At 71.4% G+C, this 16265-nt stretch carries 9 protein-coding genes and 1 pseudogene; 2 read left to right on the forward strand and 8 right to left on the reverse strand.

The annotated features are described in order from the left end of the window. Positions 1-63 precede the first annotated feature (63 nt). Both AZE13_RS25755 and lepA read right to left on the reverse strand, forming a co-directional pair. Entirely contained in the window at positions 64-1953 is a 1890-nt protein-coding gene (locus AZE13_RS25755; protein WP_066936686.1) for an AMP-dependent synthetase/ligase, read from the reverse strand. A gap of 425 nt (positions 1954-2378) precedes the next feature. After that, positions 2379-4238: a translation elongation factor 4 gene (lepA, locus tag AZE13_RS25760; RefSeq protein WP_066936689.1), complete on the reverse strand. Its 1860-nt coding sequence runs from the start codon at positions 4236-4238 to the stop codon at positions 2379-2381. Between the two features lie 317 nt (positions 4239-4555). Here lepA and rpsT point away from each other — a divergent pair, with 317 nt between their 5' ends. After that, the gene (gene rpsT, locus AZE13_RS25765) at positions 4556-4822 is read left to right on the forward strand and encodes a 30S ribosomal protein S20 (RefSeq protein WP_066936693.1); all 267 of its coding nucleotides are present in this window, start codon (positions 4556-4558) and stop codon (positions 4820-4822) included. A gap of 406 nt (positions 4823-5228) precedes the next feature. On the opposite strand, the gene holA is transcribed toward rpsT, so the two are convergent. Then, positions 5229-6227 carry a DNA polymerase III subunit delta gene (gene holA, locus AZE13_RS25770; protein ID WP_066936696.1) on the reverse strand — a complete coding sequence of 333 codons (999 nt, stop codon included), beginning with the start codon at positions 6225-6227 and terminating at the stop codon, positions 5229-5231. A 286-nt stretch (positions 6228-6513) separates the two neighbouring features. Here holA and AZE13_RS39085 point away from each other — a divergent pair, with 286 nt between their 5' ends. After that, entirely contained in the window at positions 6514-6738 is a 225-nt protein-coding gene (locus tag AZE13_RS39085; RefSeq protein WP_398780228.1) for a hypothetical protein, read from the forward strand. 187 nt (positions 6739-6925) lie between these two features. Here the strand turns inward: AZE13_RS39085 and AZE13_RS25780 are convergent. The 5 genes and pseudogenes from AZE13_RS25780 to AZE13_RS25800 all read right to left on the reverse strand — a co-directional run. After that, positions 6926-9685 (reverse strand): annotated as a pseudogene (locus tag AZE13_RS25780) (ComEC/Rec2 family competence protein); the annotation flags it as partial. Then, a complete protein-coding gene (locus AZE13_RS25785; protein ID WP_258527992.1) occupies positions 9682-10578 on the reverse strand; it encodes a ComEA family DNA-binding protein in 897 nt (298 codons plus the stop codon). The pseudogene AZE13_RS25780 and the gene AZE13_RS25785, both read right to left, overlap by 4 nt. A 326-nt stretch (positions 10579-10904) precedes the next feature. Further along, positions 10905-11750 carry a DegV family protein gene (locus AZE13_RS25790; RefSeq protein WP_066936700.1) on the reverse strand — a complete coding sequence of 282 codons (846 nt, stop codon included), beginning with the start codon at positions 11748-11750 and terminating at the stop codon, positions 10905-10907. Between the two features lie 204 nt (positions 11751-11954). Beyond that, positions 11955-12845, reverse strand: coding sequence for a hypothetical protein (locus AZE13_RS25795; protein ID WP_258527993.1), 891 nt, complete (start codon positions 12843-12845; stop codon positions 11955-11957). A 161-nt stretch (positions 12846-13006) separates the two neighbouring features. Beyond that, a complete protein-coding gene (locus tag AZE13_RS25800; protein WP_066936703.1) occupies positions 13007-15910 on the reverse strand; it encodes a leucine--tRNA ligase in 2904 nt (967 codons plus the stop codon). Positions 15911-16265 lie beyond the last annotated feature (355 nt).

Genomic DNA, 16265 nt, shown 5'->3' on the forward strand with positions numbered 1-16265 from the left:
TCGCGGCGTCCAATTCGGCTGACACGCCGGGGGAGTTGGCCGGTGCGCGAAGCAGGGCAGGCGCTACGCCTCCCGCGCGCCCGCGTACATCTCCTCCAGCAGGTCCTTGAACGCCCGCTCCACCACCGGCCGCTTGACCTTCAGACTGGGCGTCACCTCGCCGTGCTCGATGTCCAGATCGCGCGGCAGCAGCCGGAACTTGCGGATCTGCTGCCAGCGCTGCAGGCCCTCGTTGACCCGCTCGACATAGCCGTCGATCAGCTCGCGGACCTGGTCGGCGGCGACGACCTCGGCGTACGTCCTCCCCGCCAGGCCGTGCTCCTTCGCCCAGCCCATGATCGTCGGCTCGTCGAGGGCGATCAGCGCGGTACAGAAGTTCCGGTTGGCGCCGTGCACCAGCACATTGGAGACGAACGGACAGGCCGCCTTGAACTGCCCCTCCACCTCGGCGGGCGCGATGTACTTGCCCCCGGACGTTTTGATCAAGTCCTTCTTGCGGTCGGTGATCCGCAGGTAGCCGTCAGGGGACAGCTCGCCGATGTCGCCGGTGTGGAACCAGCCGTCCTCCTCCAGCACCTCGGCGGTCTTGTCCGGCAGGCCGTGATAGCCCTGCATGATGCCCGGGCCGCGCAGCAGGATCTCGCCGTCCTCGGCGATCCGGACCTCGGTGCCGGGCAGCGGCTTGCCGACCGTGCCGGTGCGGTAGGCCTCGCCGGGGTTGACGAAGCTGGCGGCGCTGGACTCCGTCAGGCCGTAGCCCTCCAGGATGTGGATACCGGCGCCGGAGAAGAAGTAGCCGATCTCCGGGGCGAGCGCGGCCGAGCCGGAGACCGCGGCGCGCAGCCGGCCGCCGAAGGCCTCCCGGAGCTTGCCGTAGACGAGGGCGTCGGCGATCTTGTGCTTGGCGCCGAGCGCGAACGGCACCGAGGCGTTGCCGGTGCGCTGGAAGTTGTCCTGGGCGGCCCTGGCGTACTCGCGGGCCACCCCGGCCGCCCACTGGAAGATCTTGTACTTGACGGCGCCGCCCTCCCGGGCCTTGGCCGCGACGCCGTTGTAGACCTTCTCGAAGATCCGCGGTACGGCCGCCATGTACGTGGGCCGGACGACCGGCAGATTCTCGATGATCTTGTCGACCCGGCCATCGACGGCGATCACCTGGCCGGTCGCGATCTGCCCCGCCGTGAGCACCTTGCCGAAGACATGCGCCAGCGGCAGCCAGAGGTACTGCACGTCCTCCTCGGTGATCAGCCCGGTCGCCTCGATCGCGCGGGCCATGTACGCCCAGCAGTCGTGCTGCAGCCGCACCCCCTTGGGACGGCCGGTGGTCCCGGAGGTGTAGATCAGCGTCGCCAGCTGATCGGCGCTCAGCCCGGCGATCCGCTCCTTCACACACTCGGGGTGCTTCTCCAGATGGGCGGCGCCGCGCCGCTCCAGCTCCGCCAGGGAGAGCACCCAGCCGTCGGGGTCGTCGGCCGTGGGCTCGGCGTCCGCCTCGTCGATGACGACGACATACGCCAGGTCGGGCAGCTCCGCGCGCCGCTCGCGGGCCTTGGCGAGCTGTCCGGCGTCCTCCGCGATCAGCACCCGGCTGCCGGAGTCGGCCAGGATGTACGCGGTCTCCTCGACGTTGGTGCTCGGGTAGATCGTGGTGGTGGCGGCGCCGGAGCAGAGCACACCGAGATCGGTGAGGATCCATTCGACGCGGGTGTTGGCGGCCAGCGCCACCCGCTCCTCGGGCCGTACGCCCAGCGCGATCAGCCCGGCGGCCACGGCGTAGACCCGGTCGGCGGCCTGGGCCCAGCTGATCGCCTTCCAGTCGTCCGGGCCCCGACCGGAGGCCGACGGGACCGGATGACGGAAGGCCTCGATATCGGGCGTGGCCGCGACCCGCTCCAGGAAGAGGTGCGCCACCGAGGGCGGCCGGTTCTCGATCAGGGTGTAGGTGTCCGTCACGGCGTCCTCCGGGGCCCGCTTCGTTGCGTGGTGACTCGCGAGTAACCTTGAGCAGTGATCAGACTAGAGCGCCTTGCGCCGACGCGTAAGGGGCTGCGACCCACTGGTTCTCGGCGTGACCAGTGCGATAGGTGTACGTAGCACGCGCATCGCCCGATAATGCCGGGCCGCACCGATCACCCCTCACCAGACCACAGCCGGGCACGCCGGTCGAGCCACGACGGAACGGCACGCTCCGCATTCATTCCGATGCGCGCCCGCTGCGCGCGGGATGCCCGCTGCACGAGGCGCACCCGTGACGCCAGGCATGCCCGTCACGCCAGGCGCGCCCGTGACGTCCTCAACGACGCCGGGGCGCCGGGCCCCCCGTACGGGAGGACCCGGCGCCCCGGCGCTCTGCAGCTCCGCCGCTTCTTCCGCTGCCGCTACTTCTTCTTCTCGCCTTCGGAATCCGAGGACAGCACCGCAATGAAGGCCTCCTGGGGGACCTCCACGCTGCCGACCATCTTCATCCGCTTCTTGCCTTCCTTCTGCTTCTCCAGCAGCTTCCGCTTACGGGAGATGTCACCGCCGTAGCACTTGGCGAGGACGTCCTTGCGGATGGCGCGGACCGTCTCACGGGCGATCACCCGGCTGCCGATGGCGGCCTGGATCGGCACCTCGAAGCCCTGCCGCGGGATCAGCTCGCGCAGCTTGGCCACCAGCCGAACGCCGTACGCGTACGCCTTGTCCTTGTGCGTGATCGCGGAGAACGCGTCGACCTTGTCGCCGTGCAGCAGGATGTCGACCTTGACCAGGTCGGAGATCTGCTCGCCGGTGGGCTCGTAGTCCAGCGAGGCGTAGCCGCGGGTCTTGGACTTGAGCTGGTCGAAGAAGTCGAAGACGACCTCCGCCAGCGGGAGCGTGTAGCGGATCTCGACGCGGTCCTCGGAGAGGTAGTCCATGCCGAGCAGGCTGCCGCGGCGGGTCTGGCACAGCTCCATGATCGCGCCGATGAACTCGCTCGGCGCCAGGATCGTGGCCCGTACGACCGGCTCGTGCACCTCGTCGATCTTGCCGACCGGGAATTCGCTGGGGTTGGTGACCTCGTGCTCCGTGCCGTCCTCCATGATCACGCGGTAGATCACGTTGGGGGCGGTGGCGATCAGGTCGAGCCCGAACTCGCGCTCCAGGCGCTCGCGGATGACCTCCAGGTGCAGCAGGCCCAGGAAGCCGACGCGGAAACCGAAGCCGAGCGCCGCGGAGGTCTCCGGCTCGTACACCAGGGCGGCGTCGTTGAGCTGGAGCTTGTCCAGGGCCTCGCGCAGCTCGGGGTAGTCCGAGCCGTCGAGCGGGTACAGGCCCGAGAACACCATCGGCTTGGGGTCCTTGTAGCCGCCGAGCGGCTCCTCGGCACCCTTGTTGAGCTGGGTGATCGTGTCACCGACCTTGGACTGGCGGACGTCCTTCACGCCGGTGATCAGGTAGCCGACCTCGCCTACGGAGAGGCCGTCGGCGGGCTTCATCTCCGGGGAGTTCGTACCGATCTCCAGCAGCTCGTGTGCCGCGCCGGTCGACATCATCTTGATGCGCTCGCGCTTGTTGAGCGTGCCGTCGACGACCTTCACGTACGTCACGACGCCGCGGTAGGAGTCGTAGACCGAGTCGAAAATCATCGCGCGGGCCGGGGCGTCCTTGGTGCCGACCGGGGGCGGGACCTCGCGGACGACCTTGTCCAGCAGCTCGGGGACGCCGACGCCGGTCTTGGCGGAGACCTTCAGCACGTCTTCGGGGTCGCAGCCGACCAGGTTGGCCAGCTCGGCGGCGAACTTCTCGGGCTGCGCGGCCGGCAGATCGATCTTGTTGAGGACGGGGATGATCGTGAGGTCGTTCTCCATCGCCAGGTAGAGGTTGGCGAGGGTCTGGGCCTCGATGCCCTGGGCGGCGTCGACGAGGAGGATGCAGCCCTCGCACGCGGCGAGCGAGCGGGAGACCTCGTAGGTGAAGTCGACGTGTCCAGGGGTGTCGATCATGTTGAGGATGTGGGTCGTGCCACTGTCCTCGCTCGGCGCCCAGGGCAGCCGGACCGCCTGGGACTTGATCGTGATGCCGCGCTCGCGCTCGATGTCCATGCGGTCGAGGTACTGCGCGCGCATCTGCCGCTGCTCGACGACACCGGTCAGCTGGAGCATCCGGTCGGCGAGCGTCGACTTGCCGTGATCGATGTGCGCGATGATGCAAAAGTTACGGATGAGAGCCGGGTCGGTACGGCTCGGTTCCGGCACGTTCGTAGGGGTCGCGGGCACGCAGGGTCCATTCAGTGAACGCGGGTAGGCGGGACTCGGGTATCTGACGTCTTCCCCCATGGTCCCATGAGCGACGGAGTCGGTTCGGATTGGGCGGCCCGGACCAGCCCGCGGGCCGGGCGGACTGTGCCGGTGGACGGGTGTGCTGTACAGGCGGGCCGGGTGAGCTGTGCAAGCGGGCCGGGCGGACTGTGCCGGTGGCCTCGGGCCGGTTTGGGACGCCGTAGACCCTGCTGGTAGCCTGGTCCACTGCGCTTCGTGCCCTCTCTCGTACGGGGCGCGGCTAGAAACTCCAACGAACCTGAAAAGGCTCTTTCGTGGCGAACATCAAGTCCCAGATGAAGCGGATCAAGACCAACGAGAAGGCTCGTCAGCGCAACAAGGCTGTCAAGTCGGCTCTGAAGACCTCGATCCGTCGTACCCGTGAGGCCATCGAGGCCGGCGACCTGCAGAAGGCCACCGCTGCCCAGGCCGAGGCGGCCCAGAAGCTCGACAAGGCCGTCAGCAAGGGTGTCATCCACAAGAACGCCGCCGCCAACAAGAAGTCGGCGCTGGCCAAGAAGGTCGCCGCCCTCAAGGGCTGACCTTCCTCGCAAGTCCTTGCAAGACCTCTGCCGACAGGGATCCAGCGGCCCCTCTCACCGCTCCCGGTCGGTGCACCACCGCGCCGCACGCGGCCTGCGTTCGCCACGCGGGTGCGGCGCACCCGGCTCACCGGCGGCTCGTACCGCCGACGGAGCCAGCATCACTTGATGCGAAGGCCCCGCCTCGCCCCTTCCCCAGGGGCAGGCGGGGCCTTTTGCATGCTCCGGATTGCGAGGGCTCTCTCACGGGTCCGGCTTGCGAGGACTTTCGCAAGGCTGGGTCCGAGGAGCCGACGTAATCCCGTGACACCACCGATGCCGCTGTCACCACCGGTGCCGTCCGCGGGACCGGGTTCGTCACCGGGCCCCGGCGTGATCCGAGAAGACTCGAGAAGACGCGAGAAAACTAGCGCGACGCGGCTCGTGCGGACCGCGCGGCCCGCGCGACACTTACGACAGCCTTCTCCAACGCGTACGCCGGATCGTCCCCGCCGCCCTTCACCCCCGCATCGGCATCCGCCACCGCACGCAGCGCCGTAGCCACGCCGTCCGCCGACCAGCCACGCATCTGCTGCCGCACCCGGTCGATCTTCCAGGGCGGCATGCCCAGGTCACGGGCGAGATCGCCGGGACGGGCACCGCGCGGAGCGGAGGCCAGCTTGCCGATGGCCCGGACCCCCTGGGCGAGCGCACTGGTGATCATGACGGGGGCGACGCCGGTCGCGAGCGCCCAGCGCAGCGCCTCGAGGGCCTCGGCGGCCCGGCCTTCGACGGCCCGGTCCGCGACGGTGAAACTCGACGCCTCGGCCCGGCCCGTGTAGTAACGGGCGACGACGGAGTCGTCGATCGTGCCCTCGACATCGGCGGCCAGCTGCGAACACGCCGACGCCAGCTCACGCAGATCGCTGCCGACCGCATCGACCAGCGACTGGCAGGCTTCCGGCGTCGCGGAGCGCCCGGCCGCCCGGAACTCGCCCCGGACGAACGCCAGCCGGTCGGCCGGTTTGGTCATCTTGGGGCAGGCCACTTCCCGCGCACCGGCTTTACGGGCGGCGTCCAGCAGCCCCTTCCCCTTGGCACCGCCGGCATGCAGCAGTACGAGCGTGATCTCCTCGGCGGGCGAGCCGAGGTAGGCCTTGACGTCCTTGACGGTGTCCGCGGACAGGTCCTGGGCGGCCCGCACCACCACGACCTTGCGCTCGGCGAAGAGCGAGGGGCTGGTCAGCTCGGCGAGGGTGCCGGGCTGCAGCTGATCGGGGGTGAGGTCACGTACATCGGTGTCCGCGTCGGCTGCCCGGGCAGCCGCCACCACCTGCTGCATCGCACGCTCCAGCAGCAGTTCTTCCTGGCCCACCGCGATCGTGACGGGGGCGAGCGGGTCGTCGTGAGCTGTCTTCCTGGCCATCGCGGTCCAGCATCCCACGCGCCACTGACAACGCCGCCCGCCCACTCCCCTGATGACACCCCTCGATTCCCCGGATGACGCCCCAATGACGGCCCGGTTCGGCCACAACAATCAGAACCACAGCCCCGGGGGCTCTCCGGAAGCCGGAAGGCAGCCCGGACACTCCGTGCAGCCGACCGCCCCGCCCGACGACCGCACGGTCCTCCTGCCGGACAATGGCCCGGTGAACGACCACGCCACCCAGCCCGCACGCCACAGCCGCCAGACCCGCCACACCCGCCACGTACTGGTCCTGCCGGACCGCGACGCGGCCGAAGAGGTGGCCGAAGCCCTGGCCGAACGCTTCGGCCTCACCGAGGAGCCCGAGCTCGTACGGGACGCCCTGGCCGGCGAGGACGACGCCGAGGACGCCCAGTGGCTGGTGGTGGTCGAGGACCCGGACGCCCGCCATGACCCGGAGCGCCTGGACGCCCTCGCCGCGGAGTACGAGGGCTGGCGCGAGGCCGAGTGACGGCGAAAGGGCTCTCGCGGCGACAGCCGGGGCTCATGGGTGGGGGTGGCCGAACCCGGCAGGGGCCCCGTCGTGTGAGGCCGTCGTGAGCCCCTCGCGCACAAACCTCTGGTGACGGCCCCCACCGCCCACGGGGCATTCGTCCGCCGGGCCTTCGCCCGCGGGGCGGACGGCCCCGGGACCGGCGGCCGCCGACGGCCGCGGAGAGCCTGCCGGGCGTGCCCAGGACCGCGAGGGCGCCGTCGGTATCCGTACGCAGCACCCGGGCGCCCAGAGCGTGCAGCACCGCGATGGTCCGGGGCGCCGGATGTCCGTACGGATTGCCGGCGCCCGCGGAGATCAGCGCCAGGCGCGGCGTCAGCCGCCGTATCAGCGCCGGGTCCTGGTACGCGGATCCGTGGTGCGCCACCTTCAGCACATCGACGGCGGACAACTCCGGATGCGCCGTCAGCAACGCCTGCTGGGACGGCGGTTCAAGATCGCCGAGCAGCAGCAGCTTCAGCCCGCCGGTACGGACGAGCAGGGTGACGCTGGCGTCGTTGGGCCCCTCGACGGCACCGGAGCCGAAGGCCCCCGGGGCGGCCGCGGGCGCAGGGGCCGGCGGCCAGAGGACTTCCCAGCTGAGGGGGCCCAGTCGGCGCCGCTCCCCCGGCATGGCGCGGATGACCGGGATCCGGGCGGCCGCGGATGTGGCACGCACGAACGCGGCCTGCCCCGGCGGATCCTCCAGCGTCGTGGTCTCGATCGCACCGACCGACCGGCCGCGCAGCGCCCCCGGGAGGCCGTCCACGTGATCGGCATGGAAGTGGGTAAGGATCAGTAACGGGATCCGGCGGATACCGAGATCGGTGAGGCAGCGGTCGATCGCGCGAGGCTCGGGGCCGGTGTCCACCACCAGCGCGGTACCGTCTCCGGCCGCCAGCACCAGGCCGTCGCCCTGTCCCACGTCACAGACCACGGCGCGCCACCCGGGAGGCGGCCAGCCCGTGATGACGCGGGTGAACGGGGCCGGCCGGCACACCGCCAGGATCACCGCCAGCGCGCAGAGCGCACACAGCCAGGGGCGCCGCAGCACCCGGCCGGCGACCGGCACCACGGCCACGGTGACGGCCGCCAGAGCCAACCCGCCCGCCCAGCCGCCGGGCCAGCCGAACTCCGCTCCCGGCAGCCCCGCCCCGGTACGGGCGACGCCGGCGATCCACTCGGCCGGCCAGCCCGCACACCACGCCAGCGCCCGGGCGACCGGCAGGGCGACCGGAGCGGTGGCCAAGGCCGCGAACCCGAGCACCGTCGCCGGCCCCACGGCCAGTTCGGCCAGCAGATTGCAGGGCACCGCGACCAGGCCCACCCGGGCGGCGAGCACGGCGACGACCGGCGCACAGACCGCCTGGGCGGCGGCCGCGGCGGCGATCACCTCGGCGAGCCGCGGCGGAACCCGCCGCCGCTGCAGGGCCGCGCTCCAGCGCGGGCCGAGCAGCAGCAACGCGCCGGTGGCCAGAACGGAGAGCAGAAAGCCGTAACTGCGGGCCAGCCAGGGGTCGTAGAGGACCAGCAGCAGCACCGCCCCGGCCAGCGCGGGGAGCAGTGAGCGGCGGCGGCCGGTACCGATCGCCAGCAGCGTGATCAGGCCACAGGCGGCGGCCCGCAGCACGCTCGGGTCCGGGCGGCAGACGACCACGAACGCGAGCGCCAGCCCGCCACCGAGGACGGCCGTACCGCGCAGCGACAGCCCCAGGCGCGGCGCCAGCCCCCGTCGCTCGGCCCGGGTGGCCAGGTGCGCCGGGCCGATCAGCAGAGCGAGCACAATCGTCAGATTGCTGCCGGAGACGGCGAGCAGATGCGTCAGGTCGGTGGCACGGAACGCATCGTCCAGGTCCGGTGCTACCCGCGAAGTGTCCCCCACGACCAGACCGGGCAACAGGGCCCGGGCATCCGGCTTCAGCCCCTGGGTGGCGTCCCGGAGCCCGCCGCGCAGCCTTCCCGCCAGTCGCTGAAGCCTGTCGGGTGGACGGACCATGACCGGCTGCGCCGCGTCGCCCACCCGCAGCACGGCAGCGACCTGATCGCCGGTCGGCGACAGCGGCGGGACGGCGCGGGCGACGACACGGACACGCGTCGAAGGCAGCAGCCCGCGCCAAACCGACGCCGCCCCGGGCGGAGGCCGGACGCCACCACTCGTGTCACCCCCTTCATCCCCTCCCCTCTCCCTCTGCCGCGCCCCTCCTCTTCCCGTCCCCGGTGCTGCCCCTCCCCGCTGCGGCACGACCGCCAGCACCGGCGTACGCACGGCCGTGACCTCACCGTCGGGTGCTGTGACCCGGACCGCGTCGGCCGCGAACACCACTGCCGGCGGCGTTCGTTGAGAGCCGCGTACCCGTGGCCGGGTCAGCCGCGGATCGCCCGTCACCTCCAACTCCACCGTGACCCGTGCGAACCGCTCCGCCAGGGCGGGCAGCGGTCCCCGCCGGCCATCCGCCGCGTGCAGTGCCGCGGACGCGGCCCCTGCCGCGCCGCACAGCAGCGCTCCTGCCAGGGCGGCACAGGCTCCAGCGGACCACAGACGCGGTGCAGGGGATCGGCGGAACGGTCGGCGGAACCCCCTTGCCCGCCGGGCGCTGTCCGGCCCCGGACGGCTTCCCTCCGACTCGGGGCCAGGCGGCTCACCCACCCCCGTCTCACCCTCCGCCCGACGCCGGACCACGGCCCGCCGCAGTGCGAACGCCGCGAGGACGACCGCCACCCCGCAGGCCACCGCCACCCCGCCGCCGGGTGCGCCCAGGGCGAGCGCCGCGGCTGCCCAGGCCGCCAGAGCCGGCACCACCAGGCGCAGATCCACCGGGCCGTCCTGCTGCGGATCGGAGGCACCGTGGGGCGAGACCGCCGTGGCGTGGGCAGGCGCCTGGGCGCTATGGAGACGAGGGCCGTGCGGGCCGTGGGTCCCGGTCACGGCTGCACCAGGGGCCGCAGATCGGCGAAGCGGCGATCACCGATACCGGTCACCTGGCGAAGCTGGTCCACCGAGGTGAATCCGCCGTGCCGGGTACGGAATTCGATGATGTGACGGGCCAGGACGGGTCCCACGCCCGGGAGGGCGTCCAGCTGCTGCTCACTCGCCGTACTGAGGCTCACCGGCCCGCCCGGCCCGCCTGCGGAACCCGGCGCCCCGCCCCCGGCATTGCCCGGCCCCATGCCCCCGGCGCCGCCACCACCCCCCTCCGCTTCCCCCGCTCCGGCAGCGCCGGCCTCACAGACGACGATCTGTTCGCCGTCGGTCAGCAGCCGCGCCCGGTTCAGCCCACGGGTGTTCGCCCCTTTCAGTACGCCACCCGCGGCCTGGAGGGCGTCGAACACCCTCGATCCAGGCGGCATCCGGTGAATTCCCGGGTGCCGGACCTTACCGGTGACATCGACGACCAGCTGTCGCCCCGGGCCGCCGGCGGTCGCGGCGGAGGAAGCCGCGACCGACGATGGTGGCGGCAGTGACTTCTGCTCGCCCGGGCCGGAGCCGGACGCCGCGGTCCGTTCCACTCCCGGGGCGCGTACCTGTTCAGGACGTCCGGTCCAGAAGTGCTGCACGGCGAAGCCCACGGCGACCACCAGCACCAGGGCCAGTGCGGCCAGCGCCCTGGGGTCGGTACCGCACCGTAACTGCACCCAGAGCGGCAGACGTTCGCGTACCGCAAGGCACGTCCGCTCCCAACGGCGGGGGCCTGGTGGATCGTGTCCAGGGGGCGGCGACTCCCCCACGGCGGCCGTCCCGGCCTCACCGAAGACGGCCGCGATCCGCGCCCGTACGCGCTCGCGCTCCCACTCCCGCCGTTCCGCCGCACGGGACGGCACCGACAGTCCCGACGATCCGGAGGATCTGAAGGGCAGGGCGGGATCGGAGGGAGGCGCAGAGGAAGGCGGGGGTGGGGGTGGAGGTGGAGGTGGAGGTGACGAAGCCACGGCAACCGATGACGCTGCTGAGGTCGACGAAGCCGATGAAGCCAGTGCCGCCATGACAGCCATGGAGGCCGGGGAATCCGACTGAGTGGATCGAGGTGAGTTCATAGCGACTGACGGTAAACACGTCGCACAGATCTCGCTGAGCGGCCTCAAATTCCGTGGACAACAGCCCAGTTGTGGATAACTTCGTCACCCACAGGGCATTCCTGTCGTCCCCTTCACCTCGGTGACACCACAGCCGCCAGCAGCCCCGGCCCGGTGTGCGCACCGATGACCGCGCCGACCTCGCTCACATGCAACTCATTCAGCCCCGGCACCCGCTCCCGGAGCCGCTGGGCCAGCGCCTCCGCACGCTCCGCCGCCGCGAGGTGCTGCACCGCGATATCGACCTGGCCCTCGCCCGCCCGCTCCGCGGCGATCTCCTCGAGCCGCGCGATGGCCTTGGACGCCGTACGGACCTTCTCCAGCAGTTCGATCCGCCCGTCGGCCAGGTGTAGCAGCGGCTTTACGGCGAGTGCGGAGCCGAGCAGGGCCTGGGCCGCGCCGATGCGGCCGCCGCGCCGCAGATAGTCGAGGGTGTCGACGTAGAAGTAGGCGGCGGTGCCGGCCGCGCGCTTCTCCGCGGCGGCCACGGCTTCGTCCGCGCTCCCGCCGGCCTCCGCCGCCTCCGCCGCGGCGAGAGCGCAGAAGCCGAGCGCCATCGCGACCATGCCGGTGTCCACGACATGCACCGGGACCGGCGCCTCCTTGGCCGCCATCACCGCCGCGTCGTACGTACCGGAGAACTCCGAGGAAAGGTGCAGCGAGACGATGGCGTCGGCGCCGGCCGCCGCGACCGCGCGGTAGGTGTCCGCGAACATGCCGGGGCTGGGTCGGGAGGTCGTCACGGAGCGGCGCTTCTGGAGCGCCTGGGCGACGGATCTCGCGGAGATCTCGGTGCCCTCTTCCAGGGCCTGGTCCCCCAGGACGACGGTCAGCGGTACGGCCGTGATGTGGTGGCGTTCGAGGGCCGTCCGCGGCAAGTAGGCCGTGGAATCGGTGACGATCGCGACATGGCGGGACATGACCTGGAGATTATCCGGGGATCGGGACGCCGCACAGTGCGGGCCGCTACCCAAGATCTTCCAGGTTTGGCCAAGGCTCTGCCAAGAGCCCACCGGACGATGTTGTCACCGCTCCTGGCAGCCGGCAAAGGGCTTGGTCGTCACTCTGCCTCTCCTGCCTCTCGGGGCCCCGCCCCACCCACCGCCTCCGCCGCTCGGGTTCGCTCACTCCAGGTGGTGTGTCTTCGTCTCCCGTCGGTTCGCTCCCGTTCGGTTCGTCTCCGTTCGGTTCGCACCGGCTCGGTTTTCCCCAGCTCGGTTTGCCTCGGTTCGGCTCGCCTCCGCCGCCGGGGACTTCTGCCAGGGGTACGTCGGCCGGGTACGGGGGTCACGAGCGGTGATGGCCTGCGGGGCTTCGGCGGACGGGCCCCAGGAGTATCCGCGGTCGGCGGGATCCGACGGCGCCGCGTCCGCCGCGGGATCCGTCGGCGTGCCCGTACGGTCGCCCGCGGCGGCTGTGCGTGACCGGTCGTCCCACAGCGGCTCGGCCAGCGGATCCGGGGCATCGGCCGCCCGCGTCCAGTGGCGCAGCGCACCCGTCTCCACGTCGATCTGGTCGCTCAGCGCCGCGAGGTCGTCGTCCGCGAACTTGCGTGCCCGGTCGCGGGCGGCCCAGCGCAGCGACTCGGCGGAGTGCGTGATCCGTTCCATGCGCTCCCGGAGCTCGGGGAGGCGGGCGGTGATGGTGGCCCGGTCGGGCTCCCGTTCCAGGCGCTTGAGCTCGTCGTCGAGCTCATGGCCGTGCGCGCTCAGCCGCTCGAAGAGGCCGATCGCCTCACCGAGGGAGGAGTCGTCCTCGGCCCCGCCGTACAGGACGTCCTGAGTCGCGCGCATGGACGTGCGGAGCGACAGCCGCAGCTGGGCCAGTTCGCCGACCACACCGGGCTGGGCGAACTGCCGGGCCCGGAGGGTGGTGTCCTCGACGGTCCGGCGGGCCTGGGCGACCGTGCGGTCCACGCCCCGCTTGGCCGCCTGCACCGCCTTGACGGTGACGAACACCCCGGCCACCACGAACAGCACAAAGAGCAGTCCGACGACGGCGACGGCGGCTTCCATGGGCTCTCCCCACACGATTCGGCGGCGCCGGCTCCTCGCCCGCGCCCGGTATCTCCACGGTAAACGGCGCGGGCAGGTTGCGGGTTCCTGACGAACCCCCAACCTGCCCGTAGGGGATATCCCCTAGAAGCCGTTCCCGCGGCCGTGCGAGGCCCGGAAAGCTACGCCGGCACGATGTTCACCAGCTTCGGCGCCCGGACGATCACCTTCCGGATGCCCGCACCGCCCAGCGCCGCGACCACGGCCGGCTCGGCCAGCGCCGCCGCCTCCAGGTCCGCCTCGGAGATCGCCGGGGCGACTTCCAGACGCGCCTTGACCTTGCCCTTGATCTGGACGACACAGGTCACCGTCTCGTCCACGACGTACGCCGGGTCGGCGACCGGGAAGTCGGCGTGCACCACGGAGTCGGTGTGGCCCAGCTTGCGCCACAGCTCCTCGGCGATGTGCGGGGCCAGCGGGGCGATCAGCAGCACCAGCCGCTCGGCGACCGTGCGCGAAACCGGTCCGCCCACCTTGGTCAGGTGGTTGTTCAGCTCGGTCACCTTGGCGATGGCGGTGTTGAAGCGCAGGTTCGCCATGTCCGTGCTCACGCCGTCGATGGCCTTGTGCAGGGCGCGCAGCGTGGCCTCGTCCGGCTCGGTGTCGACGACGGTGACCTCGCCGGTCGCCTCGTCCACCACATTGCGCCACAGGCGCTGCAGCAGCCGGTACTGGCCGACGACCGCCCGGGTGTCCCACGGACGCGACACGTCCAGCGGGCCCATCGCCATCTCGTACAGGCGCAGGGTGTCCGCGCCGTACTCGACGCAGATCTCATCCGGCGTGACGGCGTTCTTCAGGGACTTGCCCATCTTGCCCAGCAGCCGGGAGACCTTGCCGCCCTCGTAGTAGAAGACGCCGCCGTCGTGCTCCTCGACCTCCGCCGCCGGGACGGCGACACCGCGGGTGTCCCGGTAGACGTACGCCTGGATCATGCCCTGGTTGTACAGCTTGTGGAACGGCTCGGAGGACGAGATGTGTCCCAGGTCGTGCAGCATCTTGGACCAGAAACGGGCGTACAGCAGGTGCAGTACGGCGTGCTCGGCGCCACCCACGTACAGGTCGACACCACCGTGCGGCTGGCCCTCGCGCGGCCCCATCCAGTACTGCTCGACGGCCGGGTCGACCAGCGCGTCGCCGTTGTGCGGGTCCAGGTAGCGCAGCTCGTACCAGCACGAACCCGCCCAGTTCGGCATGGTGTTGGTCTCGCGGCGGAAGCGGCGCAGCCCCTTGCCGTCGCCCAGGTCCAGCTCGACATTGACCCAGTCCTCGTTACGGGACAGCGGGGTCTCCGGCTGGGTGTCGGCGTCGTCCGGGTCGAAGGTGCGCGGGGAGTAGTCCTCGACCTCGGGCAGCTCCAGCGGCAGCATCGATTCGGGCAGCGCGTGCGCCACACCCTCCTCGTCGTAGACGATCGGGAACGGCTCGCCCCAGTAGCGCTGCCGGCTGAACAGCCAGTCGCGGAGCCGGAAGTTGACGGTGCCCTCGCCGATGCCCTGGGCGGCCAGCCAGTCGGTGGCCTTCGCCTTGGCCTCCGTGATGCCGAGGCCGTCCAGCGAGATCGAGGTGTCCGACGAGTTGATGATCTTCGCGTCGTACGAGGAGAAGGCGTCGTCCCAGGTGGACGGGTCGGTGCCGCGGCCGTCGGTCGGCTCCACGACGCAGCGCATCGGCAGCTCGAAGGCGCGGGCGAAGGCGAAGTCCCGGCTGTCGTGCGCGGGGACGGCCATGATCGCGCCGGTGCCGTAGCCCATCAGGACGTAGTCGGCGATGAAGACCGGGATCTGCCGGCCGCTGACCGGGTTGGTGGCGTAGACGCCGGTGAAGACACCGGTCTTGTCCTTGGCCTCGGCCTGCCGCTCGACGTCCGACTTCGACGCGGCCTGCTTGCGGTACGCGGCGACGGCATCGGCCGGGGTGGCGTGGCCGCCGGTCCACACCTCGTGGGTGCCCTCGGGCCAGGCGTCCGGGACGAGGGAGGCGACGCCGCTGCCGTTCTCGGCCCCGGCGATCAGCGGGTGCTCGGGGGCCAGCACCACGTAGGTCGCGCCGAACAGGGTGTCCTGGCGGGTGGTGAAGACCGTGATCTTGCCGGAGTCGCCGACGGGGAAGTCGACGCGGGCGCCCTCGGAGCGGCCGATCCAGTTGCGCTGCTGCAGCTTGATGGCCTCCGGCCAGTCCAGCTCGTCCAGGTCGCGCAGCAGCCGGTCGGCGTAGGCGGTGATGCGCATGTTCCACTGGCGCAGCTTGGACTTGAAGACCGGGTAGTTGCCGCGCTCGGAACGGCCTTCGGCGGTGACCTCCTCGTTGGCCAGTACGGTGCCCAGGCCGGGGCACCAGTTGACCGGCGCGTCCGAGGCGTACGCCAGGCGGTACTCACCCAGGATGTCGGCGCGCTCGCGGACGGTCAGCTCGCCCCAGGGGCGGCCGTCGGGGGTCTGCCGGGCACCGGCCTCGAACTGGGCGACCAGGGTGTCGATCGGGCGGGCCGCGTCCGCCTCCGGGTCGTACCAGGAGTTGAAGATCTGCAGGAAGATCCACTGGGTCCACTTGTAGTACGCCGGGTCGATCGTCTCGATCGAGCGGCGCCGGTCGTGGCCCAGGCCCAGGCGGCGCAGCTGGCGCCGCATGTTGACGATGTTGGCCTCGGTGGAGACACGGGGGTGGGTGCCGGTCTGGACGGCGTACTGCTCGGCGGGCAGGCCGAAGGCGTCGAAGCCCAGGGTGTGCAGGACGTTGTGGCCCGTCATGCGCTGGTGGCGGGCGTAGACGTCGGTGGCGATGAAGCCCAGCGGGTGGCCGACGTGCAGGCCCGCGCCCGACGGGTAGGGGAACATGTCCATGATGAACTTCTTGGGGCGCGCCGCCCGCTCCGGGCTTCCGGCCAGCTCGCCTGCCGGGTTCGGGGCCTCGTAGGTCCCGTGCTCCTCCCAGAAGTCCTGCCAGCGTGCCTCGATGTCGGCGGCCAGCGCGGCCGTATAGCGGTGCGGCGCTGCCACGGCGGCAGCGGTGGTCGTCTCGCTCATCGTCCTCAAAGCTCCATCGATCGTCTCTGCCTGCGGAAAGACACCTTGCTCCCGGCGCCGCCGGAAACAAAAAGACCCCTCGCACAGGAGGGGGCGCCGCGCCGATTCCGACGGGGTCTGTCATCCGTCGGTACTGATCAGCGCGGCCCGCTAAGCAGAAGGCGTACGGCACGCATGGCGTCAGGGTACCGCAGGGCATACGGGGAGCGCTGGCGAGGATTGCCCGGACGCGGGCCCCGCGGCTTGCTGACGAGGGGTCAGCGCAACGGCCTCGGGAAACCGCCCGGCCGACGTCCGCGGCAGGTACACCCGAGATGTGAGGACGCGCACAACAGGGCGGGCCGTCCATGATGGA

The organism is Streptomyces sp. NBRC 110611 (assembly GCF_001590865.1).
Lineage (GTDB): Bacteria > Actinomycetota > Actinomycetes > Streptomycetales > Streptomycetaceae > Streptomyces.

Bases quoted from the DNA above. Each gene is read 5' to 3' on its own strand.
- holA (WP_066936696.1), bottom strand. From the start codon at position 6,227: ATGGCCAGGAAGACAGCTCACGACGACCCGCTCGCCCCCGTCACGATC.
- AZE13_RS25800 (WP_066936703.1), bottom strand. From the start codon at position 15,910: ATGAGCGAGACGACCACCGCTGCCGCCGTGGCAGCGCCGCACCGCTAT.
- AZE13_RS25790 (WP_066936700.1), bottom strand. From the start codon at position 11,750: ATGTCCCGCCATGTCGCGATCGTCACCGATTCCACGGCCTACTTGCCG.
- AZE13_RS25795 (WP_258527993.1), bottom strand. From the start codon at position 12,845: ATGGAAGCCGCCGTCGCCGTCGTCGGACTGCTCTTTGTGCTGTTCGTG.